The 23,545-nt window shown below is 36.2% G+C and carries 27 protein-coding genes and 2 other annotated features; of the genes, 23 read left to right on the top strand and 4 right to left on the bottom strand.

Translation table 11 applies throughout. The features are described from left to right. Positions 1-97: 97 nt before the first annotated feature. The 19 genes from BK582_RS17265 to BK582_RS17165 all read left to right on the top strand — a co-directional run bounded on the left by BK582_RS17265 (position 98) and on the right by BK582_RS17165 (position 14,826). Complete coding sequence (locus BK582_RS17265; RefSeq protein WP_078596233.1) at positions 98-592, top strand: NUDIX hydrolase; 495 nt, start codon at positions 98-100, stop codon at positions 590-592. Positions 593-932: 340 nt separating this feature from the next. Then, positions 933-1,397, top strand: a complete 465-nt coding sequence (locus BK582_RS17260) for a DinB family protein (protein WP_244895416.1) — start codon at positions 933-935, stop codon at positions 1,395-1,397. 300 nt (positions 1,398-1,697) lie between these two features. After that, positions 1,698-2,936 (top strand): MFS transporter, encoded by a 1,239-nt coding sequence (locus tag BK582_RS17255; RefSeq protein ID WP_078596232.1) that lies wholly within the window; start codon positions 1,698-1,700, stop codon positions 2,934-2,936. Positions 2,937-3,280: 344 nt separating this feature from the next. Continuing rightward, positions 3,281-3,721: an NUDIX domain-containing protein gene (locus BK582_RS17250; protein WP_078596231.1), complete on the top strand. Its 441-nt coding sequence runs from the start codon at positions 3,281-3,283 to the stop codon at positions 3,719-3,721. A gap of 89 nt (positions 3,722-3,810) precedes the next feature. After that, positions 3,811-4,179, top strand: coding sequence for a YybH family protein (locus BK582_RS17245; RefSeq protein ID WP_078596230.1), 369 nt, complete (start codon positions 3,811-3,813; stop codon positions 4,177-4,179). 222 nt (positions 4,180-4,401) lie between these two features. Then, a complete protein-coding gene (locus BK582_RS17240) occupies positions 4,402-5,652 on the top strand; it encodes an MFS transporter (protein ID WP_169911091.1) in 1,251 nt (416 codons plus the stop codon). A gap of 90 nt (positions 5,653-5,742) precedes the next feature. Beyond that, positions 5,743-6,282 carry a DUF1572 domain-containing protein gene (locus tag BK582_RS17235; protein WP_078596228.1) on the top strand — a complete coding sequence of 180 codons (540 nt, stop codon included), beginning with the start codon at positions 5,743-5,745 and terminating at the stop codon, positions 6,280-6,282. Between the two features lie 263 nt (positions 6,283-6,545). After that, positions 6,546-7,271, top strand: coding sequence for an alpha/beta fold hydrolase (locus BK582_RS17230; protein ID WP_078596227.1), 726 nt, complete (start codon positions 6,546-6,548; stop codon positions 7,269-7,271). A gap of 333 nt (positions 7,272-7,604) precedes the next feature. Further along, positions 7,605-8,081, top strand: a complete 477-nt coding sequence (locus tag BK582_RS17225) for a GNAT family N-acetyltransferase (RefSeq protein ID WP_078596226.1) — start codon at positions 7,605-7,607, stop codon at positions 8,079-8,081. A 406-nt stretch (positions 8,082-8,487) separates the two neighbouring features. Beyond that, positions 8,488-8,892, top strand: a complete 405-nt coding sequence (locus BK582_RS17220; RefSeq protein ID WP_078596225.1) for a hypothetical protein — start codon at positions 8,488-8,490, stop codon at positions 8,890-8,892. A gap of 403 nt (positions 8,893-9,295) precedes the next feature. After that, entirely contained in the window at positions 9,296-9,748 is a 453-nt protein-coding gene (locus tag BK582_RS17210) for a GNAT family N-acetyltransferase (RefSeq protein WP_169911089.1), read from the top strand. Between the two features lie 80 nt (positions 9,749-9,828). Beyond that, the gene (locus BK582_RS17205) at positions 9,829-10,587 is read left to right on the top strand and encodes a GNAT family N-acetyltransferase (RefSeq protein WP_078596222.1); all 759 of its coding nucleotides are present in this window, start codon (positions 9,829-9,831) and stop codon (positions 10,585-10,587) included. Between the two features lie 116 nt (positions 10,588-10,703). Continuing rightward, the gene (locus tag BK582_RS17200; protein WP_078596221.1) at positions 10,704-11,075 is read left to right on the top strand and encodes an NUDIX hydrolase; all 372 of its coding nucleotides are present in this window, start codon (positions 10,704-10,706) and stop codon (positions 11,073-11,075) included. A gap of 589 nt (positions 11,076-11,664) precedes the next feature. Further along, positions 11,665-12,111, top strand: coding sequence for a DUF3997 domain-containing protein (locus BK582_RS17190; protein ID WP_078596219.1), 447 nt, complete (start codon positions 11,665-11,667; stop codon positions 12,109-12,111). Positions 12,112-12,158: 47 nt separating this feature from the next. After that, complete coding sequence (locus tag BK582_RS17185) at positions 12,159-12,644, top strand: tetratricopeptide repeat protein (RefSeq protein ID WP_078596218.1); 486 nt, start codon at positions 12,159-12,161, stop codon at positions 12,642-12,644. An 89-nt stretch (positions 12,645-12,733) separates the two neighbouring features. Beyond that, positions 12,734-13,264 (top strand): HAD-IIIA family hydrolase, encoded by a 531-nt coding sequence (locus BK582_RS17180; protein ID WP_078596217.1) that lies wholly within the window; start codon positions 12,734-12,736, stop codon positions 13,262-13,264. A gap of 38 nt (positions 13,265-13,302) precedes the next feature. After that, the gene (locus tag BK582_RS17175; RefSeq protein WP_078598090.1) at positions 13,303-13,767 is read left to right on the top strand and encodes an NUDIX domain-containing protein; all 465 of its coding nucleotides are present in this window, start codon (positions 13,303-13,305) and stop codon (positions 13,765-13,767) included. 112 nt (positions 13,768-13,879) lie between these two features. Then, a complete protein-coding gene (locus BK582_RS17170) occupies positions 13,880-14,134 on the top strand; it encodes a hypothetical protein (RefSeq protein WP_078596216.1) in 255 nt (84 codons plus the stop codon). Positions 14,135-14,529: 395 nt separating this feature from the next. Continuing rightward, on the top strand, positions 14,530-14,826 hold the full coding sequence (locus BK582_RS17165; protein ID WP_078596215.1) for a hypothetical protein: 297 nt from the start codon (positions 14,530-14,532) through the stop codon (positions 14,824-14,826). A gap of 98 nt (positions 14,827-14,924) precedes the next feature. On the opposite strand, the gene BK582_RS17160 is transcribed toward BK582_RS17165, so the two are convergent. Then, the gene (locus BK582_RS17160) at positions 14,925-15,473 is read right to left on the bottom strand and encodes a hypothetical protein (protein ID WP_078596214.1); all 549 of its coding nucleotides are present in this window, start codon (positions 15,471-15,473) and stop codon (positions 14,925-14,927) included. A gap of 562 nt (positions 15,474-16,035) precedes the next feature. Next, positions 16,036-16,503: a CarD family transcriptional regulator gene (locus BK582_RS17155; RefSeq protein WP_078596213.1), complete on the bottom strand. Its 468-nt coding sequence runs from the start codon at positions 16,501-16,503 to the stop codon at positions 16,036-16,038. A gap of 602 nt (positions 16,504-17,105) precedes the next feature. Beyond that, positions 17,106-17,330 (top strand) — a binding site (T-box leader). A gap of 31 nt (positions 17,331-17,361) precedes the next feature. Further along, positions 17,362-17,585: a binding site (T-box leader), on the top strand. 65 nt (positions 17,586-17,650) lie between these two features. On the opposite strand from BK582_RS17155, the gene BK582_RS17150 reads away from it, so the two are divergent. Together BK582_RS17150 and BK582_RS17145 are read left to right on the top strand one after the other, a co-directional pair. Further along, the gene (locus BK582_RS17150) at positions 17,651-18,526 is read left to right on the top strand and encodes a hypothetical protein (RefSeq protein WP_078596212.1); all 876 of its coding nucleotides are present in this window, start codon (positions 17,651-17,653) and stop codon (positions 18,524-18,526) included. Between the two features lie 292 nt (positions 18,527-18,818). Then, the gene (locus tag BK582_RS17145) at positions 18,819-19,016 is read left to right on the top strand and encodes a hypothetical protein (RefSeq protein WP_078596211.1); all 198 of its coding nucleotides are present in this window, start codon (positions 18,819-18,821) and stop codon (positions 19,014-19,016) included. Between the two features lie 150 nt (positions 19,017-19,166). On the opposite strand, the gene BK582_RS17140 is transcribed toward BK582_RS17145, so the two are convergent. Next, the gene (locus tag BK582_RS17140; protein WP_078596210.1) at positions 19,167-19,700 is read right to left on the bottom strand and encodes a DUF2179 domain-containing protein; all 534 of its coding nucleotides are present in this window, start codon (positions 19,698-19,700) and stop codon (positions 19,167-19,169) included. 408 nt (positions 19,701-20,108) lie between these two features. Between BK582_RS17140 and BK582_RS17135 the strand changes: the two genes are divergently transcribed. Then, a complete protein-coding gene (locus tag BK582_RS17135) occupies positions 20,109-21,641 on the top strand; it encodes an AbgT family transporter (protein ID WP_078596209.1) in 1,533 nt (510 codons plus the stop codon). 234 nt (positions 21,642-21,875) lie between these two features. Here the strand turns inward: BK582_RS17135 and BK582_RS17130 are convergent, their stop codons facing one another. Next, the gene (locus BK582_RS17130) at positions 21,876-23,261 is read right to left on the bottom strand and encodes a class II fumarate hydratase (protein ID WP_078596208.1); all 1,386 of its coding nucleotides are present in this window, start codon (positions 23,259-23,261) and stop codon (positions 21,876-21,878) included. Positions 23,262-23,394: 133 nt separating this feature from the next. Between BK582_RS17130 and BK582_RS27160 the strand changes: the two genes are divergently transcribed. After that, on the top strand, positions 23,395-23,538 hold the full coding sequence (locus BK582_RS27160; RefSeq protein ID WP_218190738.1) for a hypothetical protein: 144 nt from the start codon (positions 23,395-23,397) through the stop codon (positions 23,536-23,538). Positions 23,539-23,545 lie beyond the last annotated feature (7 nt).

Genomic DNA, 23,545 nt, shown 5'->3' with positions numbered 1-23,545 from the left:
ATCCGCGAAGCTGCAAATGCAGCTTTTTTTATTAATTAATTACTGGAAAATCATGTTAAACTCAAGGTGATATTAGTGAAAGAAAAGAGGTATAAAAGTGTATAAACAAACACTATGCTTTATTCGCAGGGACGATGAAATTCTAATGCTTAACAGAGATTATAAACCAACACTAGGATTATGGAATGGTGTCGGTGGAAAAATGGAAGAAAACGAAACACCATTAGAATGTGTAATTCGGGAAGTAATGGAAGAAACAAATATTGATATTAACGGTTGCGAAATCATTGATAAAGGGATAATTACATGGGAAGTAGACAGCTCTTTTACTGGAGGGATGTATGTATTTTTGGTTAATGTGGATGAAAAATTCAAATATGAAACTCCTAGAAAAGTAGATGAAGGAATTCTCGATTGGAAGAAAGTCTCTTGGCTATTAGAAGACAAAAATTTCGGTGTGGGAGAAATATTACCTCATACCTTACCAATAATTTTAAACAATGAATTGAAGTATAATCATTTTTGTGTACTTGAAAATGCTAAGTTAACTAACTATGAGGTTAACGAACTGAGCCCAGGTGGTAACTTATAATGGTAAATTAGCGTCTCGCTCTGCTAAATATCGGGATATAGGGATAGCGATAGCAGTAAAAGAAACTAACGCTGCTGGTGTTCAGCAAACGCTGAGAATACTAAAAAATGGACATGCATAAAGAGTAAATTATAGAGAAACCTAATTCGCTATATTAAGGGTGGAAACTAAATGAATAGAAATGTTGTTGGTTATAGTAGAGGTGCTTTTGGGTTAGGTATTTTAACTAGTTCGGTAATTTATCCTTTGAGTTATTTACAATCAGAAGTTGTATTTGTAGTGATATTTTTTCACATTGGTATATTGTTGATTAGATAAAAAGGAATCAAGGGGGAGCAGGATGATGAGAGAAGAACAATTATTTGAACAGATGAAGTTGTGGCGTCATTGGACTGTGGAGTTTCTACGAACAATTCCTGAAGAACTTTCAGACCGAATTCCACAGGGACATAATAATAGCATACGCTGGAATGCTGGTCATATCTTAGTGGGATGGGATAACACAATGTTTTCATCTGTCAACAAGGGGAGACAACTACCTCTATATTACCACTTGCTATTTCCTAGTGGGAGTAAACCAGAAAATTGGTCAGAACAACCTCCATCAATGAATGAGATAATCACACTACTTGAAGAACAACCCAAAATTATTGAACAAGCTTGCAAAGGACACCTTGATGAACCACTTACTGAGTCTTTTTTAGGTATGAGAACACTAGGTGACATGGTTGTTTTTCATATGAATCATGAAAATCTCCATATGGGGATAGTTAAAAGTATGAAGCAATTGCTTTTAAAAACATAAAAATTATAATTAGTTGGACTAACCGGGTGATAAACTATCAGGGCTCTTTTGGTGAGAATATGTAGTTTTATGAATCAAAAACTATTAATATGGATTTTATTTCTTCTTTTATTCTCCTTTTTTCTTGTAATGTTCATTGTTGAAGTCTCCCTATTTTCTCTTTAAATTAGCAAAAATTTTTATGGAAGAAGAGAAGGATAGTCTAAAAGGAGGAAGAATACCTGTGATTATTGAATGTATTAAGTAAAACTGCGTTTTTTCTATTAGTGTTATAAGGGGTTGTGCATAATAAAAAATCTCATGAGAAGGAAACATTATGCAATATTGCTGACAACGATTGGAATATCAAATATTGGAGATTTCATTCACTTAGTGGCTATAAATATCCTGGTATATCAACATACTGGTTCTGCGGCAGCAGTTGCGGGACTTTGGATTATTGGACCAATAACAAATATTTTCACAAAGTTTTGGACGGGGAGTTTCATTGATTATAGAAGTAAACGAAAAGTCATGGGGGCAACATTCATACTCCGTGCATTGTTCATCTGTTTTATTCCATTTGCACCTAATATGTTGGTGATCTATGGTATTCTTGTGGTTTTAAGTGTCGGTAAAGCCTTTTACAATCCAGCATCAATGACTTATGTCACCATTCTCGTGCCTGCTGAAAAAAGGAAACGCTTCAACTCTATTAGATCATTAGTGGATTCTGGTGCTTTTATCATCGGGCCAGCTATTGGCGGAGCGTTAATCTTATCAACTTCAGTTGAAGTTACACTATTGATTAATGCAATATCTTTCCTCACTGCTGCCATATTGTTATTGTTTCTGCCTGAAAAAGAAGATATTGATAAAGAGACTATTCCAACATTAAACCTTCCACAGATTATAAGCGACTTCACGGTCGTACAAAAGTTCATGAGGAACAATAAATATGTAACTTTTATTTATTTGGGTTTTATTATGATAATGATTTTTTCTTTTGCGATGGACGCTCAGGAAGTCGTATTTACACAACAAGTGATCGGTTTATCCGAATTCGATTATAGTTTATTAATTAGTATAACTGGCATTGGTTCAGTAGTTGGAGCTTTATTATTGTCTTTTTATTCAAATAGGCTTTCATTAAGATATATGATCACTATCGGTTTAATCATGATGACAATTGGCTATGTTATCTATGCGTTTTCCTGGTCATTTGCCTCCATAGTTGTTGGTTTTATCATATTAGGGTTCTTTAATGTTTTTTTAAATGCAGGAATTATGACTTTCTATCAAAACAATGTTCCTCTTGCTGTAATGGGGAGAGTTACAAGCATTTACCAGCTAATCCAAAGTGCTGTCCAGGTAGTATTTATTTTAGGTATTGGAGTAATAGCAGACATTGTTTCCCTGCGACTTACAATAGTGACTTTGGCCATAATCATGCTGCTATCATCTATTATTTTTTCAATTTCTATATTAAAACCCAATAAAGCAAGATTTTATCGAGAGTGCGATAATGATAAAGGAGAAGCAGATTTAGAAGTAAAATAACTGTTAATCTTTTTTCATATTAAGTTCGTGTAACGAGTATCTTGTAGATGTAAGAACTCGGAGGATGTCGATAATATTATCAGGTGATTGAATAAATATGTGACGACAAGGAATCGTCAATTGGTATAAAGAAGAAAAGGGGTATGGCCGTATTATCCTTTGAATTGGTCGAAAATCTAAATACTAATGACCAGAGTCAGGTGGCAGAAAATGTATTCATTATTTCTGACTAATGAAACTAATTTTTAAAATAACGGAGATAGAGAGTTGAATATCCTCTCGGTACAGTGATTATACTCATAAAACGTAGTGGAACTGGTGAGTCAAAAGGAGCAGGGGTAAGGATGATTAGAAAAGCCGTTGGTGCAATTGTTATAAAGAATAATAAATTTTTAATAGTACATAAAACAATGATCAACACCAAAAAAGGTAAACAAAGTATAAAAGGAGAATGGGATTTTATCAAAGGTGGTGTGGAGGAAGGAGACAAAGATTTAAAATCTTCAATATTACGTGAATTACAAGAAGAAACAGGATCCAATGAATATAGAATAATAAAACAATTTGAAGAAAAAATCTGCTTTAGTTTTCCTGCGGCAATTAAGACAGAAACCTCATATGAGAAACAAGAAACAACCATGTACCTTGTAGAATTCTTAGGTAACACTGAGATGCTTACCCCAATTGATAATGAAATAAGTGATATTAAATTCATTGAAAAAGAAAAGGTACTCGAAATACTTAGTCACCAAGATACTAAAGACTTCTTTTTAAAAAATATATAGCAGCTTAGCTAATTATGGAACCTGGCAGTTACAGGGTGGTTAATTAAGCAGGATGATAATAAAAGTTAAAGGGCGAAGGAGTATTTACAATGAATTATGAGGAAGCATTTGAAAAATATATAGAAGCTACTAATACACATGACTTTAATAACGTAAAGAAGTTGCTTCATGAGAAAGCGATTTATTGGTTTACTAATAAAACCTGTAACAATATAAGTGAAATTCAGAAATACTTTGAAAATACCTGGGAACTTATTAAAGATGAGGTTTATACAGCTGATGACATTCGTTGGGTTTCAACTGACGAAAATTCTGCAACATGTATTTACTTATACCATTATGAGGGATACCATAACGGTAAATTTGTGTCAGGTACTGGAAGGGCAACAAACATATTTATCAAGATGGACAATAATGAATGGAAGTTAATTCATGAACACTTGAGCAGTCTATCATAGTATAGGTAATAGGGGAGGGGGTTATTTAAATTATGAGTTGCGATATTGCAGCTCTTTTTTTGTATCAGTGTACTGGGAGTAAATTTATACTAAAAGGGAGAGCATTTAAAGGTCCAGGAAGCCACAAATATGCTGTTTTTTCATATCACTTTAAAAATTTACCAATAATTGTTAGAATAATTATAAAATAATGATATTTTTATCAATAAAGAGGGATGCTGTTTGGCTTCAGGTAGTTATCAATTATGGAAGCAGCCAAATTTTTTAAAACTTTGGGCTTCCCAGACATTGAATTCGTTCGCTCAAATTTTACTGAGTGTAGTTGTCATGCTGGAGGTTTACCGACTGACTGAATCGGTAGCTGGCGCTGCTTCTGTTTTTGCCTTTATGTCATTATCATCGTTTGTCAGCAGTCTGATAGTCTCCAGAATAATTGATAACTACCAGATGAAAAGGATCATGCAGCTTGTTGGATGGCTGCGGGGTATATTAGTTATTGCGATCGGCGTGTTCCTGTCTATAGAAAATACGGCAGGACTAATCTTATTATTTCTGTTACTCTCATTATATTCTTTTGTCGGGGCTTGGTACCAGCCAGCAAGATTTGCAATTTTACCTTTACTTATTCCGAGAGATCAATATATTAAAGCAAACGGAACACTTGTAATGATCCAGCAATTATTCATGGTTGCAGGGTGGGGAATGGGTGGAGTTTTGGCCGCTCTTGTTCCGTTTCCGGTAATCATTGTTGTAATTGCTATTGCATTTACTATTTCTGGCACATTAGTTTATTTAATAAATATTGTAGAGGAAGATATTTCTGTTAAGAAAATGAAAAACAGAACACCGGCCTGGAAAGAAGTATGGCGTATTCCGGTTGTAAGAGGGATTACAATTATGGAAACGTTTGAGGGCGTATCAAATGCCATATGGACTTCGGCGCTGCTTCTTGCATTTACCACTGTTGTTTTAAATGCTGGTGAAGAGTGGTGGGGTTTCATCAATGCAGGGTATTTCGTTGGTGCTATTCTGGGTAGTATTATTGTTACTTTTAATGGGAAAATTCTGCAGCATAAAATTGGGGTCATGATTGGACTCAGCGGGATTTCTATGGGTCTGTTAACCATTTTATTATCATTTACCACCACGCCTCTATTCGCTGTGCTTCTCTGTGTGTTAATGGGACCGATGTATCAGGCAAGGGATATCTGTCAGGTAGCACTTATGCAGGACGCTATACCTGAAGACCGCCGGGCGGGAATAATGGCTGCAAGAAATGCGTTTCTGACGCCATGGAATGGCATAATGGTTTTAGTAGTCGGTTTTGCAGCGGACATATTCAGCGTTCAGACAATCTATCTTCTGGCAGGCATAGTATATTTTGCTGCGTCTTTAATAGCATTCAAGCAAAAATCTCTTAGAAATTACGAATTTAAGGATCCGGAAGAAGGTAAAGTTCTGGGTGGTTCTTAAAAAAAGGAGTCTGAAGCCTGGATGAAGTGGTATTACAAGTGTATTTGAAATAAACGTTTCTATCAGAGCGTGAAAGAAATGGGGATTAAGATGGATATTGGAAAAGAGTATTTGAGGATTGTAAAAGAAAGATTTAATAGTGTAAAAACCCTTGGAGATAAAACTTTAAACCAACTAACAGAAGAGGAAATACATTGGAATTATAATAATGAATCAAATAGCGTAGCTGTAATAGTTAAGCATTTAAGCGGAAATATGGTTTCAAGGTGGAGCGACTTTCTAACTTCTGATGGTGAAAAAGATTATAGAAATCGAGACGGAGAATTTATCGATGATATAACCACAAAAGCCGAGTTAATCACTGTTTGGGAAAGAGGCTGGAAAGTTCTAATTGATACGCTGACTGATCTAACAGAGCAGGATTTATTAAAAAGTATAAACATTCGGGGAGAAAGTCATTTAGTCTTGGAAGCTATTGAAAGGCAAATGGCGCATTACGCATATCATGTGGGACAAATTGTTTATATTGGAAAGCAAATTAAAGATAAAGATTGGAAAAGTCTCAGCATTCCAATAGGGAAATCTGAAGATTATTTAAAGGAAATGCTCGAAAAGCACCAGGGTAAATAAGTGAGGTTGCTGCACAAACTGAGAGTGAAGGTTAAATAAGCTTTTACTGTCTTTATGTTGTCAAAGATGAGATTCCTGTGGCAGGGAGATCTCATAAAAATCCATATCTCTGAACCAAAACTTGTTTAATTAAAGCAGTTAACTAAAAAACTCGCATTACTCATGGATTTACGTTTACTAGGACCATACCAGTTAGCTGAATAGCTGGCTGGAGAAGGAGTGTTAATTAATTTTTAATGATTTTTATGAGAGGAATACAATAAATGTCTAAGGAAATGTTTCTTCAAATAAATGATTTTAAACTATATGCGAAATTTTACTGTGAAAATTACGGGAAGCCGACAGTTATAATGGACGCTGGATATGGAGATAATTCCGAGACTTGGGATTCAGTGATCGAGGACATTTCAATGTTCACTAATGTTCTTATTTATGACAGAGCTGGACTAGGGAAAAGTGCACCTAGTTCTAACCCCAGAACTAGTCGTGAGATGGTAAAAGAATTAAAAACACTTCTGATTGAATCCGGGATTCAACCTCCCTACATATTAGTAGGTCATTCATTCGGTGGAGTTAATATGCGAATTTTTGCGACTGAAAATGAGAATGAAGTTAGAGGACTTGTATTGGTTGACTCTACGCCTGAAGATTACAGGGAAAGATTTCTCCCGACGATGTCACAAGATTTCCAACAAGCGTACAATAAGCAATTCGTCTATGAATGTAATTATGATGAATTTATGGAAAGCCTTAATCAGTTAAAAGAAACCAGAAAAAAAATAGAAGTCCCACTTATTGTTCTTTCAGCTGGTAAAAAAGCACATTATACGAAAGAATCACAAGAATTATGGAATGAAATGCAGAGAGAGATTCTGGAAATATCATATAATGGTGAATTTAAAATTGTAGAAAATAGTAACCATTATATACAAAGAGAAGAACCAGACGCGGTAATCCAAGCAATAAAAAAATTGATTGACATGGATTAAAAATACAATATGATGGGTTGCACTTAAAATGGCAGCGTTAAGAAAATTGTGAGTTGCAAAGCTGCAGCTCTTTTTTTGTACCCGTGTATTGGAAAATAATATTAAACTGTCTATATGAAAGTCCAGAAAGCAGCATAATGAGTATTTATTTTCCCTTTAAACATTTACCAATAAATGTTAGGTTTATAAATAACGAGTTTTTTCGAAAGAGAGTGGTGTTGTCTTGCCGCGGGTACTTATCGATGAAGGTGTCAGAAGCTATTATCCCTTTTTAGATATGCTGTTTTTATGTCGGTTAATGGGAAGGAGAAATAAGATAATAAAGGTGATTAAATGATAAGAGAATATAGAGCAGACGATAAAGATTACATAGTAAATTCTCACTACAATCTATATAAAAAAGAATTTGGATACGATTTAACTTTTCGAGATTTCATAGAAGAAAGTGTTAACGGGTTTATTAAGCGATCAGACCCAGAGGAAATCATCTTCATTTTAGAATTAAATGAAAAACAAAGTGGTTCTGTAAGTATTAAAAAAGTTAATGACACTACTGCACAACTTGGTTTATTTCTTGTTGAACCTAATGTTCGAGGCACTGGGTACGGACAGAAGTTAATAGAGAAAGCTATTAGCTTTAGCAAAGATAGTGGATTTGAGACCATTATTCTATGGACTAATAGTGAACTTAAATCAGCAAGGAGAATCTACGAAAGAGTTGGATTTAAATTAAAGAAGACTCAAACTCAAATGCTTTCCAGTAAAGAACTTATCGAAGAAAAATGGGAGTTAACCTTAATAGATAATTAATAGATATTATTCGTGTATGGGACGAGAGTTACAATAGCTGTGCCTCTCACCTATTTATAATTAATTCAATCTTCAGAGACATTGAAGAATATAAATTCCAATAATAAAATATCCAAGTCTTCTTACTTGATTGGATAGTAATAGTTAAAAATGAATAGATATATTCAGGACTTCCATTATTATGGAAGTCTCTTTTCATGTATAAATTAACTGCAGAATCTTAACTTATAAAAACGTCAGAATTTTATGTGATTAAGTGGTATAATATTTTTATCAGGAAAATAATTACAAAAGATAATTAGGTGAAATAAGAGAAAAAAATATATTGATAGGGAACTAACGGAGCGATAGTGCAATAAGTTAATGAGCATTCTAATAAAGAGGATATTTAATAAGGAGTCCTTATATGAAAAAGAAACTTATTAGTCTAGTTATTGTATTACTTATTGGTTTAAGTTGGTTCATTTATTCTAGTTTACAACCAAATGCGTGGGTTGGTGAGAGTGAAGATGGGAAATGGATTGCAATTTATGAACAAGAAGGGATAAAGGAAAGGTGGTTTGGAACATTACAGTGGAAAGCTGAAGGAGAACCAATAATAACTTATAGAGAATTCAAAATAAATGGTGTCCAAAGTACTGGAGATGGTGAGCCAGGTGCAGAAAAACAACCAAGGTCTGAAAGAGTAGAAGGAGATATTGAGTTTGCAGCATTCGGAGAACAACCAGGCGAAAAAGATATATTAGAGCTTATCTTGCTTTGGATCGATGGCGAGACTGAATTTGAAGAAGTTATTACTCTACGTCCTTAAATTTTTTTAAAATGGGAAGCTTAACACCACAGAGAAGGGGTCCTAATCCTAATGAGTCCTGTTAAATTTTTTATTTATCAATTTCTCTTATTAATTGCACTCCTTCTTTTAAACATCTATTCTGATCCTTTCATTAGCAAACCGTTTTCTATTGTTGATTTAATAGCAACATTTATAGTATTTCCTGTCTATTTTCTGCTAATCAGTCTGCTTGTTAAGTTATATAGACGTTTCAATATCCGATCACGCAACAAAGTTATACTCTCAACAATAGCTTTTATGGCAGCTATAATATTATTAACTATTATGGAGAACGTTTGGTATGAAATATATGGTGAGATGTTATTTAAATGATGGATTTCATAGAATCATACTACTACATGTTATTTAAAGGAGAATGCTTATGGCTCAAATATCCATTCAGGAATTAACGGTGAAAAACTTGTATAAATGCCTGGAACTAAAATTAGCGGAGGATCAAGTTGATCGAATTGCTCCTAATGTTTATTCCATTGCAGAGTCTAAGGTAGATCCCAATTTAACACCTTACGCAATACATTTGGATGAGGAAGTTATAGGTTTTGTGATGACTGAAAATGATCCAAACGAGATTGAAGAGAGGAAATATTGGATTCCCAGGTTTATGATTGATCTTTCATTTCAAAGAAAGGGATACGGGAAAGCGGCAATGCAACAAGTGATAGATATGCTCAAAAAGAATGATGACTGTCATTATATTGGTCTTTCTACAGAGCCAGATAATTATTCGGCTATTCGTTTCTACGAGTCACTAGGTTTCATAAACACAGGCGAGTTGTTAGAGGAAAGTGAAGCTATTTTAATATTAAAAGTTTAGACGGCAACCTCCACAACGCTCTATTAGAAAAACAGTAACAAGGAAATTTCTTAATAAGAGTCAAATAGGAGGAGATTAGATTGCAAACAATTGAAATGGTAGAGTTAAACGAAGAAAATCTGGAAAGTGGCGGATGTTACTGTCTTCGCAGTAAACCAAAATCAATAGGTTATACAAATAAAAACAAATGGCTTAAAGAAAGTTTTAATAATGGGTTAAAATATATAAAAATAATGGATGATAATAAACCAGCAGGCTTTGTTGAATATACGCCAATAGAATATTCTTCAAGAGTTGTGCATGGGGACAATTATTTGGTTATTCATTGTTTATGGGTAAATGTTACAGGAAAAGGGTTTGCTTCAAAATTGATTGATAATTGTATTCAGGATGCAAAGGAACAAAAGAAAAATGGAGTAATCGTCATTACAAATCCTGAAACTTCCTGGACACCAAGTAAAGATGTTTTTCTAAAAAATGACTTTATTGAAATTGAACAAGCTCCATATGGCTTTCAATTACTTGTACATAAATTTGGTGATTTTCCAGACCCGTATTTTCCAAAAGATTGGGATGAAAGGTTGAAAAGATTTAACGAGTTAACAATCCTGCGAACGCAGCAGTGTCCATTTGTAGAGATAGCAACTGACAATGTTATAGAGGGAGCAAACAAATTAAATATAAAAGCAAAGATTATCGACTTAAGGGACAGAGAAGAATTGCTGAAACTTTCACCTACCCCTTATGGAATCTATGCAGTAATTTATAAAAATAAACTGATTTCATTCCACAGACTCACGGTATATTCTGCAATGAAGAGATTAAAAGAGTTAATTTAACTAACGAAAGGGATTAATAGAAACTGACGCTAGTCTTATTGAAGTAACAAGGAGCATTCTTTAAAAGGATTTGATCAAGGGGGAAAGGGGATGCGGGACAGAACTTCAGTGTTGTAATAATAGTAAATAAAAAGGTTGGACTAATAAAAAGAATTAGAGAGGGAAAAGTATATTATGTCTTTCCTGGTGGCGGGATAGAAGATGGAGAGACACCAGAAGACGGAGCGAGAAGAGAAGCATTTGAAGAATTAGGAGTAGAAGTGAAAGTAAATGACTGCATTGCAAGGATTGAATTCAACGGAACCCAATACTTTTTCTTATCTGAAATAATTGGTGGAGAATACGGAACTGGACGCAGCGAAGAGTATGCAGCTGAGAATAGAGCTCGAGGTACATATCTGCCTATGTGGGTAGATTTAGATGAATTATCGGCTATTGATGTTAAGCCGAAAGAAGTTGCTTTAATGCTTCAATCCGTATTCAAGTAAAGGATGCGATATGCGCTTATTTAGCAACAAAAAGAAAAGAATAATGGAAGGAGGAGAGTGAAATAATACTATCTTTCTTATTATTTTACATCTTTATAATTCCTTTATCTATCTTATTGCATGAAATAGGACATGGCATTGGCGTTGTTTCATCCTCCAGATCGCACGCAAGAATCTATTTGGGTTATTGGGGTGAGAAAAACAAACAAAATTTCAGATTAGGAAGGCTGCATTTTCATATACATTGGTCTTACTTTGGGTATTGCAGCTGGGACCACAATCTGAATAAAGCACAAAAGATATCTGCGTTAGCCGGTGGGCCTTTGATGTCTCTACTGCTTGTTTGTATTTCTTCGATAATAGTGCAGGACGTGCCTCAAGGGAATTTGCGTTATGTAATAAATGGAATAATAATCTTTAATTTAGTAAATTTTTTATTTACGGCTATTCCTATGACCTATCCTCGTTGGTTTGGTCCGTTAGGAGGGCGTCCCTCAGACGGATTACAGTTGCTTAGTTTACTGAAAATGAAATAACTCCTTTACAACTCGCGCAATTTTAAGCGCTATGCACAAAATGAGGTGGGAAATTGTCTAAGCTATATTCGAAAATGCTGGTGTTTTTCATCATGATGTTAACAGGTTGTGCTGGTTTGGCTGATTATAGTTATGACCTGCCAGGAGATTACTCTATTGTGAGGACATCTGCTCACCAAGTTACGATTGCACCGAAAATCAGTGAATCGAATTGGGGAAGTGATATAATTCCAAAAAAAGTAACCGAGGTGGCCTGGGATGATAACTATATTCTTGCAAAACAACTAGGTTTAATGAACGACCCAAGTAGTAGTAATGGTTATCAAATTCCTAATAATGATGATTTTTATTATTGGATAATAGAGTTTAAAAATGGAGAGGTATTTGGTCCTCTTGACGAAGAAGGTTTTATTAAAATGAAAAATGATCTCGGGATTTTTGATGATTTAATTTTAAAGAATGTAGAGACCTTAAAACAACCTATCTCTTCTTCTAAGTAAAGAAGAGCTTAGGAGAGTAAACAGATATAGTATCGGAGATGAAAGTAATGAATAAGGAATTAGAGAAAGCAATCGATTTACGGAACAGGGGACATCACATAGAATCAAACGAATTACTAATGAGATTAGCAGAGGATTCTCCTAATAATGCCTTGATTAATTACCAATGTGCGTGGAGTCTGGACATTTTAGGAGAAGAAGCTAAAGCAGTATCCTTTTATGAAAATGCTATTAGGATTGGATTGCCTCCTGCGGATTTAGAAGGGGCCTTATTGGGATTGGGTAGTACATACAGAACATTAGGAGATTATAAAAAGTCAAAAAGCACACTTCAGAAAGGGATTGAACTATTTCCTGATAATAGAGCAATGCAAACGTTTTATTCGATGACTTTATATAATCTCAATGAACATACTAAAGCTATGGAGTTATTATTAAAATGCTTAATAGAGACGACGAAAGACCCTGAAATTTCCAGTTACAAAAAAGCAATTGAATTCTATTCAGATAAATTAGATAAAGTTTGGAAGTAGATTGTTAAAAGTGTACTTAACTAAGGGAGAGCAATGGCAAAGGAAGCTATTTTATTAACTCTTTTAAGCTTAAAAGGAGACTTATTTTAATGTTAAAAATTGAGGCAGTCTTTTTAGATCGCGACGGAACTATAGGTGGGGATGATACAGTACACTATCCTGGAGATTTTAATTTATTTCCTTTTTCTTATGAACTAATAGGCAAATTAAAAGAAAATGGAATAAAAGTATTTTCATTTACTAATCAACCTGGAATTTCACAAGGAAAAGCTGCAGTAGCAGACTTTATTGAAGAATTAACGGAATTTGGTTTTGATGATATCTTCATCTGCCCGCATAATCATGATGAAGATTGCAGATGCAGAAAGCCTAAAACAGGTATGTTGCTTAATGGGGCTAACAAACACAAATTGGAATTGAGAAATTGTGTTGTCATAGGTGACAGATGGAGTGATATATTGGCTGCTTCTAAAGTTGATTGTAAAAAAATACTTGTAAAAACCGGGGCAGGTGAGGCAGCATTGAGCGAACACTATCATAAAATAAGAGACATTGAGATAGAATACATTGCTGAAGATTTAGTTGATGCAGTAAATTGGATATTATATCGTCAGTTTTAATATATTCGTATTCTGGTTTGCGAGAGGATGTGCTAATGTTGTCAAAACATATAAGGGTACGAGCAGGTGCACTCATTATAAAAGATAGTTTAATTTTATTGACTGAATATAATGACCCTATTAGAGGGGTTGTTTATGATTTACCTGCTGGTGGGGTGGAACCAAAAGAATCACTTATAGAAGCAGTAAAACGGGAAGCAAGGGAAGAAGCGTGTGTTGACATAGAAGTAGGTCCAATAGCCTTTGTTTATGAATATGTACCTCACCTTAATTACAACAAATTTGGTGAGACCCACACAATAGTGATGATGTTTGATTGCACTATTAAGGAGGGTTCATTTCCTAAATTACCTGTAAAACCTGACCCTAACCAGACCGGTGTTAGTTGGATGCCACTGGGGGAATTAGAGAAAATAGAACTATATGGAAATATACAAAACCAATTAAAAAACTATACATCTAACAAACGAAATATTGATTTGATTGAAGAACATAGTTTTTAATAATAAGCAAAACATTTTCCCTTTGCTAAATAGTTACTTTTAAACCATAGTGATTTTATGATTTAGGCACTATAAAAAATGTACACAAACTATTAATAAAGGCGGTGGGCGGTTGAGTAATAAACCCTCACATAAATTAGACGATTTGACGGAAGAAGAGGAAAGATATTTATCAAAAAAACAAAATCCTTATGGGGTAACTACAATGTTAATGGGGCTTATTTCATTTCTTTTTGGTCCTGTTTTTGTTGTAATTCCAATATGCACATTGACTTTCGGACTAATTACAATACGAACATTTAATAGAAAAAAAGAAGATAACCCTTGGACTTTTTATGTTGGTCTAGGTCTGGCTCTTTATGTTTAATATTAACTTTAACTAGCGGATCTCATGTTGTAAAAATATAGTTAATGAAGAAAATGAGCATTTAATTAGTGTGCTCTAGCAAACGGGTACGACAGCTAGTTTTGGCAGTCTGTATTCAGCAACCGAAGATTTGTAAAAATGCGAGGAGGAGAGTGAAATACTATCTTTCTTATTACAAGTAGTAAGATATGGCATTGCATAGCGTTTTTATTTTCCGGGTCAGAAGGAGGATCTGGCGGACACGAATCATATACCTTGATTGTATCACCAGCTTTGCCTCACGATACTTCTAATTATAAATTAGTCTTCAAAGAGTACAAACCACCTTACAAAAAGAAAACGGGGTTTGAATTTACCATATAAATTAAGAAATATTTTGCAGAGAATGTGCTTAAATGCAGGAAACACTGCAAGAATTCCTGGTGACTGAGATCTCTGAACAGGAATATTATGATGGAATTATTCGTTTTATATATTCTGGTAATATCAGATGTGGGGAATATGAATGTAACCAATTTGTTGTTAAAAAAATGGATTTATTAAACTTTATTGTTTTTGAAGAATACGTAATTGATAAAAAAAGAGAAATCCATAATTCATTTGCCATTTCTAAAAGTAAACTACTTAGCTCAATTAATGATTATGCGAAGAAACAAGGTTTTATAATAAGGAGTTTTGAGCGGGCTAATTAGTTATATATGAACTCTTTTAATTTTTATTCCTTCTTTATGAATCGGCTTGCCTTTCCGGATTATAAGATTGTATATACAAACAAGAAGTGTAAAATCTACTAGCTGCTTTTAAATTCTTTAAAACTTTCTAATAGGTCAGGCAAAGAAGGATGCATATCAAATGTATCGCCGTCTTCATAAATACGGTTATTAATAACATCTTCTTTTACGATCTCCATATACTCCAGAAACCCTTTTCTAATAGCATCCTTTACATCCTGAAGTGGAAGCCATTCTGTGGTAGTTCGTTCGTAATGATGGATAAATTGAACTTGTGGATTTTTAATATCAGTTCCATTTTTGGCAATAAAATTAATTTGACCAAAAAACAGATCATGTGGCTGCTCTGGTTGAAAACCTTCTTTTTCATAGTAAGACAGCAGGGAGGACCAGGTTGCAAAGAGATCATCTGTATCAACAATCTTTTTAAATAAGTTTTGCCCATTTAAAGTAAAAGTAATTCCACCGTAAAGATGACCACCATTCATCTTATACATTAGAGCGAATACCTCATGAACATAATCATCATTTAAGCTAATATATTTACTTTCGCCTGCATCGTCCAGAAAAGGGAAATCTTCCAAATATGTTTGAATAGATAAACTCACCTTTTTCTCCTCCTGATTTGTTACTGGATACTTTATTATAAATTATTTGTAAGAAGAGTGTACAGGGAATGGTAGCGTGACCATAACTTGTTCATACAAACAGGCTCCTTAAATGGGCCTGCTTTTTTTAGTTCTTTCATTATTAATAAAAAAACCTGCTCAACGTTCGAGCAGGCAGATCGTACAGTTAGTTCTTTTAGAGTTTAACAAGTGAGATTGCTATTATCGGTTTCTTTATCACGCAATGGTTGGGGGGACTCTATATTATTCTTCTAAACCAGGGATGAATTTTATACCTAAAACAATGAAAGCCCTGCCTCTCTTTCATCCTTACGGCTCCTTGTCCGTGCCAGTGTGAATCAGGATTACAAATCAAGTTATTTGACGATCGATAAAATTAAAATATTAATTATGGATTAGATTGTTAATAAAACAAGGGAGGTAAAATGCTCTAAAGTTGAATTGAAGGAGTTGAGTGGCTGTGGAGTGATTCAATTAAAATTAACATATTCCCGAAAAATTCAGGTCATTTCCGGGAGATGTAATACTTTATTTTTAAACCTTAAGAGAATATTTTTATTTGATTTTCAGTTATCCCTTTAATTAATTTCAGTTCACTAATCAGCAATTCATATGCATTATCAAACATTTTTTTTTCGCTCGAATTAAGTGCTTTCTCTTTCTTCATACGCTTCAAATCACGTACTACCTCAGCACCTTCCTGTATTTTACCTGATTTTATTTTGTCCGTGTTTACTTTATACCTTTGTTTCCACGACAATGATCTGTCTGATTCTGATACACCATGTTCAAAGTGATTTATGAGGCGTTTTAATGCAGTTATGTCAGTAACCGGGCGTATATTTGACCTCAAAATTTTACTCTCAGGAATCATGAGCTGCATATTACTGACTGACATGCTGATGACATAATACTGTTGTTTTTCACCTGAAATTTCCTTTTCTTCTATTGCTTCAATTATACCTGCTCCGTGCATTGGATAAACAATGTTATCGCCAACTTCAAACAAAGAAACCACCTCCGTATTTGGTAACTTTATTAAGTATAGCACGGTTAAGGTTTTATAACAAATTTATTAATAATACCATAAAATTATTTCTTGTGTCAACTACTTTTTGGAGAGGTACAGAAGGTAAATAATAAGAAAAGTAGAAAATTTCAGTGGTAAATACTATTGGGATACATTCTTAATAATTTCAGAGCCTGGTACTAATTATTATAGGGAGGATTAGAAAAGGTGGAAAAAGCAACAAGTACATTTGTGAAGAAGTTCACTTGGAACTGCTTTCATCTTACGAAATGACTTGCCGGAATCTCTAGTGTTAATGATTCTGCGTGTAACCATAGGTATCACCTCCTTTTAGATGAAGATGAGTGCCAACACCCAATGAGCTTCCCTGACAATCACTCTGTTATTATCATCTTTGTTGAGGTACTCGAACGGTTGTTCTAAAACAACGCTTCCAGAAAACTACCGGAAAGGTTGATGGAATTAGCAAGTGCGAAAATGAGGTCTAACCTAACAAGAGCAAGAAAAGATATCATTTCTTCAGATTAAGCATTGCGCTTGGTTAAACAATGTTGTAATATATAGAATAATTAAACAATTCAGCAAAAGCAATGATGAGGTCAGAAATTATTTTTACGGTATTCAGAGAGGGAAGGTATGCTGCGAACTTCCTTGCTTAGGAAAATAATTTACCCCCTCTAAGCTGCATTGGGGAACATTAAGTATCCAATGCCGTTGATTCGACGTTACACAACCTTGAGCCGATAAACCATTGTGTTTATTGGGAATTTGGGTGGAACCACGAGTATAACGCGCTCGTCCCTTTAGCAGGGATGAGTGCGTTTTTTATTTGTATAAATAAAAGCGATGAAGAGGACATGAGTTATTTTTACGGTATCCAGAGAGGGAAGCGGCTGCTGAGAGCTTCCTTACTTAGGAAAATAATTTACCGCCTCCGAGCTGTATTGGGGAACTAGAGTATCCAATACCGTATATACCGCGTTAGAGTATCAGAGCCATAAGGAAGATTTTCTTATGGGAAGTTGGGTGGAACCACGGGTTATAACACACTCGTCCCTTGCAGAGGGATGGGTGTGTTTTTTATTTTTACATTATTAAATTGACTAATACAAGGAGAGTGATAAGCATGGCACAGGTAAAAGAAGTTGTAAGTAAACAGGCAAATGCCGGTGATGGTACAGCTATTAAAAAGGTCTCATCTCTTGGCCGGTTTATTGCAGATCCTGCTTTAAAATTTAACGGGAAATCTGCCTTTGCAGCACAATTCACAGAGCTATTCTGCTTTGAGAATGAAAGTGAGATACCGAAACAAAGGAAAGTATATTTAACAGATTTTCCAGGTGATAATGCATTGAAAAAGTTTACAGAGGAGAGTAATGAGGGTGATGTCCTGTTCATAGAAAAACTGCCAGTAAAGAATGGTGGAGTTGCAAACGGTGTAAAACGGAATGGGCCTGTACCGGATATGGACGCTTATGTGAAAAAAATAAAGGAGAAAAAGCTCTCTGTATACTCCTGTCATATTCCTTTTATAACTCTTAGCCCTCTAAGTGTAAGTCTTGTTATGGCAGTAACAATAAATGGAAAAGTGACAGAAGGGTGTGTTTTTAACAATAAGAAAGACAACATTTCACTCCTTTTCTGCGAACTGGATAATATAGCTACTGATGGTCTGTGGGTGGGACCGGAAGCTTTGGCAGAGGCTATCGAGTCCACAGGCAGCTCTAAGAAAAAAATTAAAAAAGCAGCAATTGCAGCAGGCCCCAGCTGTAACAAATTGAAGTGGAAGGAAGAGGCCGTAAAAAGAGGGGCGGATATCTATATTACTGTTAATCTATGTGAGCGAGAAGTAACACCTTCTGAAAATAAAGCTAACTTTAATGCAACTGATTCTGGCTCTTTACCTTGTTTCAATTTTTCTCTTAATGAGGCTGATCATACACTTATAAAGAAAAAATGGGTGGAGGAGAACCTGGGCATGACATTAGTTTTACTTTCATAAGAAAAAAAGACATATATATAGTTCCAAAGAAGATTAATTTGTGAATTCCACTTTTTTAAAAAAAGTACGTTTTTCAGAATATTTATTCGGTTATAGGTAATCAGAGGGAACGGCCTGAATCTTAATGAAGGGAGGCAATAGCATTAGAAGGATTTGAAAGTTTTCTTATAAAATGGGTCCTCTCACATTTGAAGAGATAACTGTTCTTTTAGGAATGACAGAGGCTTTAGGCGAGAGATTTATGGCAATTAAGGCTGTGGCTGATTAATAATCTCTGAAAGGGTGGTTATTTATGAACCTTCACGTGAAAAAGACTAACTGGGCAGGCAGCTCAACATATCATGTAACGGGCAAAGGTGTTGATGTTAAGGTGGCAATGAGCAGAGGCGAGGAACTGGATGATGAATACTTAGTTGGCAAAGGAGCAAAGAAGCACAAACAGAAAATCTGGGAGGCAATAACTTTACATAGAAATCAGTTAGCGAGGTGATCAGCAGAGGACTGCCACTTCGGTATGGAGATAAGTTACCCCAAAATGAGCCGCAGACTCATTTTGGGGGCTTATCTTTTTTTTGTGCTCAGATAATATGGATGCTATAAGGAGACCATGAAGGGGGATAGTGAACCTGTCCTTGTGCCACTAGTCAGCTGTTTTTCTTTTAGTCTTTTTCATAGCCTTTAACAGATAGCCTCCTTTAAATTTACGAGGCTCATAAGAAATAATGAAGGCATGCGGCTCGTATTCCTCAATCATCTTCATCAATTTTTCTTCCATGTTTCTTTTGGTTAAAATTTGAAGCTGATAACGAACACTATCTTTTCCCATTCCTTCGAAGACGGTCACTCCAAATCCTTCGTTCCGAAGAGTGGAAATTAGTTCAGTATTGTTATTAAGCAAGTTAACAGTAAGGTTTGTATAACCTAAAGCCATTTTATTTTCAATATAATTCCCTAAATAAATACCAGCAGCAAAGCCTAACGCATATACAAGCATCTCAGCGATACTTTGCTCCCCGCTAAGAACAATAGATAAACCGAACACATAAATCAACGCTTCCAGAAATCCAAAAATAGAAGCAGGTATGCTCATGTTTTTAACGACAAATATAATTCGAAGAGATAAGACAGGCACCAATATAAGCTGTAATAAAAAAATCAAAAGGATGTTGGACATATGAAACCTCTCTTTCTGTAAGAATTTTTGAGGAGTTGTTTTAAAACCAGTAAATGTTAATAATCAAAGAAACATTTCACTGTATCAGAAGAATACATAGCTGCAGCAGGTGCTTTGATAGTCAAGGATTTAAAAAGTATATCTTTGATTGTAACAAATGAAAGAAAAAGGAACCAAGTGGACGGCCCTATGGTTGATTTTTACATTCAGGAGGTGACCATTAATAGAAGGGTAGACCGAACATTGAGAATCTTTATAATTCATTTAATTCTACAAATAACCTACAAATTCTGCGAGAAACCCTTTATAATATTTTTGAATAATAATTAAGATGGAAAGCCAAAAAACTAATCTCCTTAAAAAGATATTAGTTTTTTTATTTTCATTGAAATGAAGGGAGTTTTACCATTGGCGAAAAAACGAAAAGGGTTGTTTCAGAAGTTCCTTGATATGGTTGAAACTGTGGGGAACAAACTGCCGCACCCTGTCACTTTATTTGCCATTTTAACTCTGGTTGTAATCGCTGCCTCCGCATTAGTATCTGCGGCGGGAATTAGTGTGGAACATCCTGGGGAAGAGGGTGAGATGGTCACTGTAACAAATCTTCTGACAGCAGAAGGTATACAGTACATGTTCACCAGCATGGTTGATAACTTTATTGGATTTGCTCCGTTAGGGGTTGTTCTTGCAACGATGCTCGGTATCGGGCTTGCTGAAAGAACTGGGCTGATCAGTGCATGTCTCCGAGGGTTTGTGCTTTCAGTTCCTAAAGTACTTATTACAGGGGGACTTGTTTTTGCAGGAATTATGTCCAGTGTTGCATCAGACGCAGGATATGTTGTTCTTCCTCCATTGGGAGCGGTTATTTTTGCGGCTCTTGGAAGGCATCCGTTAGCCGGGCTGGCAGCTGCGTTTGCAGGTGTATCAGCTGGTTTCAGTGCAAACTTGTTTTTATCAGCTACAGATCCTTTGCTAGGGGAACTGACAATTCAGGCTGCAGGGATTATTGATCCGGTATACGCAGAAGGCATGAACATAGCGATGAATTATTATTTCATCATTGTATCTGTATTCCTCTTAACGATTGTGGGCGCTTGGGTTACTGAAAAAATTGTTGAACCGCGTCTTGGGGAATACAAAGGAGATTATCGTGAAGACATAAAAGGACTTGATCCGAAAGAAAAGAAAGGTCTTATCTGGGCAGGTGTTTCCTTACTAGTTGGTATACTTATATTCGCACTAATGGTGGTACCGGAAAACGGAGCTTTGCGTGCGGATGACGGAGGAATTATCCAGTCGCCGTTTATGAGTTCCCTCGTTCCTATCATTGCGATTCTGTTCTTTATCCCTGGTTTGTTCTATGGGATTGCTACAAAAGACATAAAGAGTGACAAAGACGTTGCAAATCAGCTTTCCGATACAATGGCAGCGATGGGGATGTTTATCGTTCTCGCATTTACAGCTGGTCAGTTCGTTGCTTATTTCGGGGAAACTAACATGGGTCTTGTCCTTGGTGTATATGGCGCCGAGGCATTGGAAGCGGCCAATTTAACAGGTATCCCGCTCATTCTCTCGTTCATCGTTGTGGCAGGTTTCATCAACTTGTTCATTGGAAGCGCTTCAGCTAAATGGGCGATGATGGCACCTGTATTCGTACCGATTATGATGCAGCTTGGCTATTCTCCGGAAATGACACAGATGGCGTACCGGATTGCCGATTCAACAACAAATATAATTACACCGCTTATGACCTATTTTGCAATTATTATCGCGTTTGCTCAAAAATATGATAAGAAGATGGGTATCGGGACACTTATTTCTGTTATGTTCCCTTACACGATCGTCTTCACCATCGCCTGGACGATTATGCTAATTGTATGGATGTTCTTTGGCATCGACTTAGGACCTGGATCTCCAATCCATTACACACCGGCAGAGTAGTACTGGAAAACTAACAGCCACAGAAGTTTAGATGCCTTACAAGGGATTTAAGGCTGGATATGAAGATAAGTTACCCTATTATGAGCCGCGAACTCATTTTGGGGGCTTATCTTTTTTTGTGCTGAGATAATATAGCTGCTATAAGCAGACCTGACGAACGAGGTCAAAGGGAAACAGGGTTGTCCTCCAGGAGAGTTCCCAGGTGGAGGGGACAGTTTACAGTCCCTGTGTCCATTACACCATAGTATCAGGGTCTATTGCTCGCAGGTTTTCCTCTGTGAGCATTCCTTTTTCCTGGAGGATTTGTTTAATGGATTTGTTTTGTTCATCCGCTTCATTGCCAATCTGTGCGGCTGTGTCGTAACCGTGCTTTGGGCTGAGGCCGGTTACGAGCGCCAGGCTGTCTACCATCAGTTGCCGGCATGTCTGTTCATTTGCGGTAATTCCGTTTATACATTTTGTTACCAATGTTTTAATCGCATTTGACATAATTTCAATCGATTCCAGGAGTGTAGAGGCGATTACAGGCATCATTACATTGATCTCCAGCTGGCCTGCCATTGCAGCGGCTGCCATCACTGTATCATTGCCAATGATCCGGCAGCAGACCATATACGCCATTTCAAGAATCGCCGGATTTATTTTTCCTGGCATAATTGTTGAGCCTGGCTGAACAGCTGGCAGGTTAATTTCAGCAAACCCGGTTCGCGGGCCGGAACTTAACAGCCTTAAATCGCTCGTTATTTTTATTAAATGTATAGCAAGCTCCTTTAGTAAAGCCATCATTTGAATCGCTGCATTCCGGTTTTGCATGAAGGTGAACATGCTGGCCGGGGAGCGGAAGGGGAGATTTGTACGACGGCATATTTCTTCCAGCACATAGTGCTGATAATCTTTATGGGTATTAATTGGTGTTCCTATGGCATTTCCACCCAGACCAATTTCATAGAAAGATTGAAGAATAGTTTCTGCCTGTTTATACAGAGTCTCAATAGTGCCGGCGTAGCCTGCGAATTCCTGCCCCATCCTGATAGGCACAGCATCATGGAGATGAGTCCGCCCGCTTTTTTTAACACCCATTAATTCTTCAGATTTTCTTTGAAGTGACTGATTTAAAGTGGAGAGGGCAGGCAGAAAATCCTGAATGATACTTTCAGCTGCTGCTATATGCAGAGCAGATGGGAAGGTATCGTTTGTAGACTGGGACATATTTACATGATCGTGTGGGTGGATGAGCTTTGATCCGAGAGTGCCACCTGCCAGTTGTGTCGCCCTGTTTCCGATAACTTCATTCGCGTTCATATTTTGTGAGGTGCCGGCTCCCGCCTGGTATATATCCACGTTAAAGTGGTCGTCCCATTTGCCAGCGATTACTTCTTCAGCTGCCTGTAAAATAAAGCTTCCTGTGTCAGGTGGAAGTTCTCCTGTCCGCATATTTGCTGCAGCTGCGGATGCCTTAATAATACCTTGGGCTCTTATAAATGAACGGGGGAGCGACTGGCCGCTGATCTGGAAATTTTCCAGTGCTCGCTGTGTTTCAGCGCCATAATATGTTTGTGCAGGGACTTTCACCTCACCGAGAGAATCCTTTTCTGTCCTGTATCGGCCGTTCGTGTTCATTGTGTTCCTCCGTTTAGAATTTATGTCCTGGCAATTCAGCAGTTAGTATTGTCTCCAATGTAACCGAGAATAATCAGAGGGGAGTACATAACAGGGAAGAAGATACGGAAGAATAAGAGAAAAAGGAGGAAGTATGATGAAGGATAAGAGGGGCAAGGTGGAGGATAAAAGCACTGGGCATATGACGGGTAAGAAACAGAACGGAAAGATCCCGGGGAAGACAAACAATGCAGAAGACGCAGAGTTTGGGATTGTGTATACAAGAGGAAAAAAGTAGGACTTTG

The organism is Evansella clarkii, from assembly GCF_002019695.1.
GTDB lineage: Bacteria > Bacillota > Bacilli > Bacillales > Salisediminibacteriaceae > Evansella > Evansella clarkii.
Note: the sequence above shows the minus strand (reverse complement) of the source record. Positions and strands in the feature narration are given on the sequence as shown.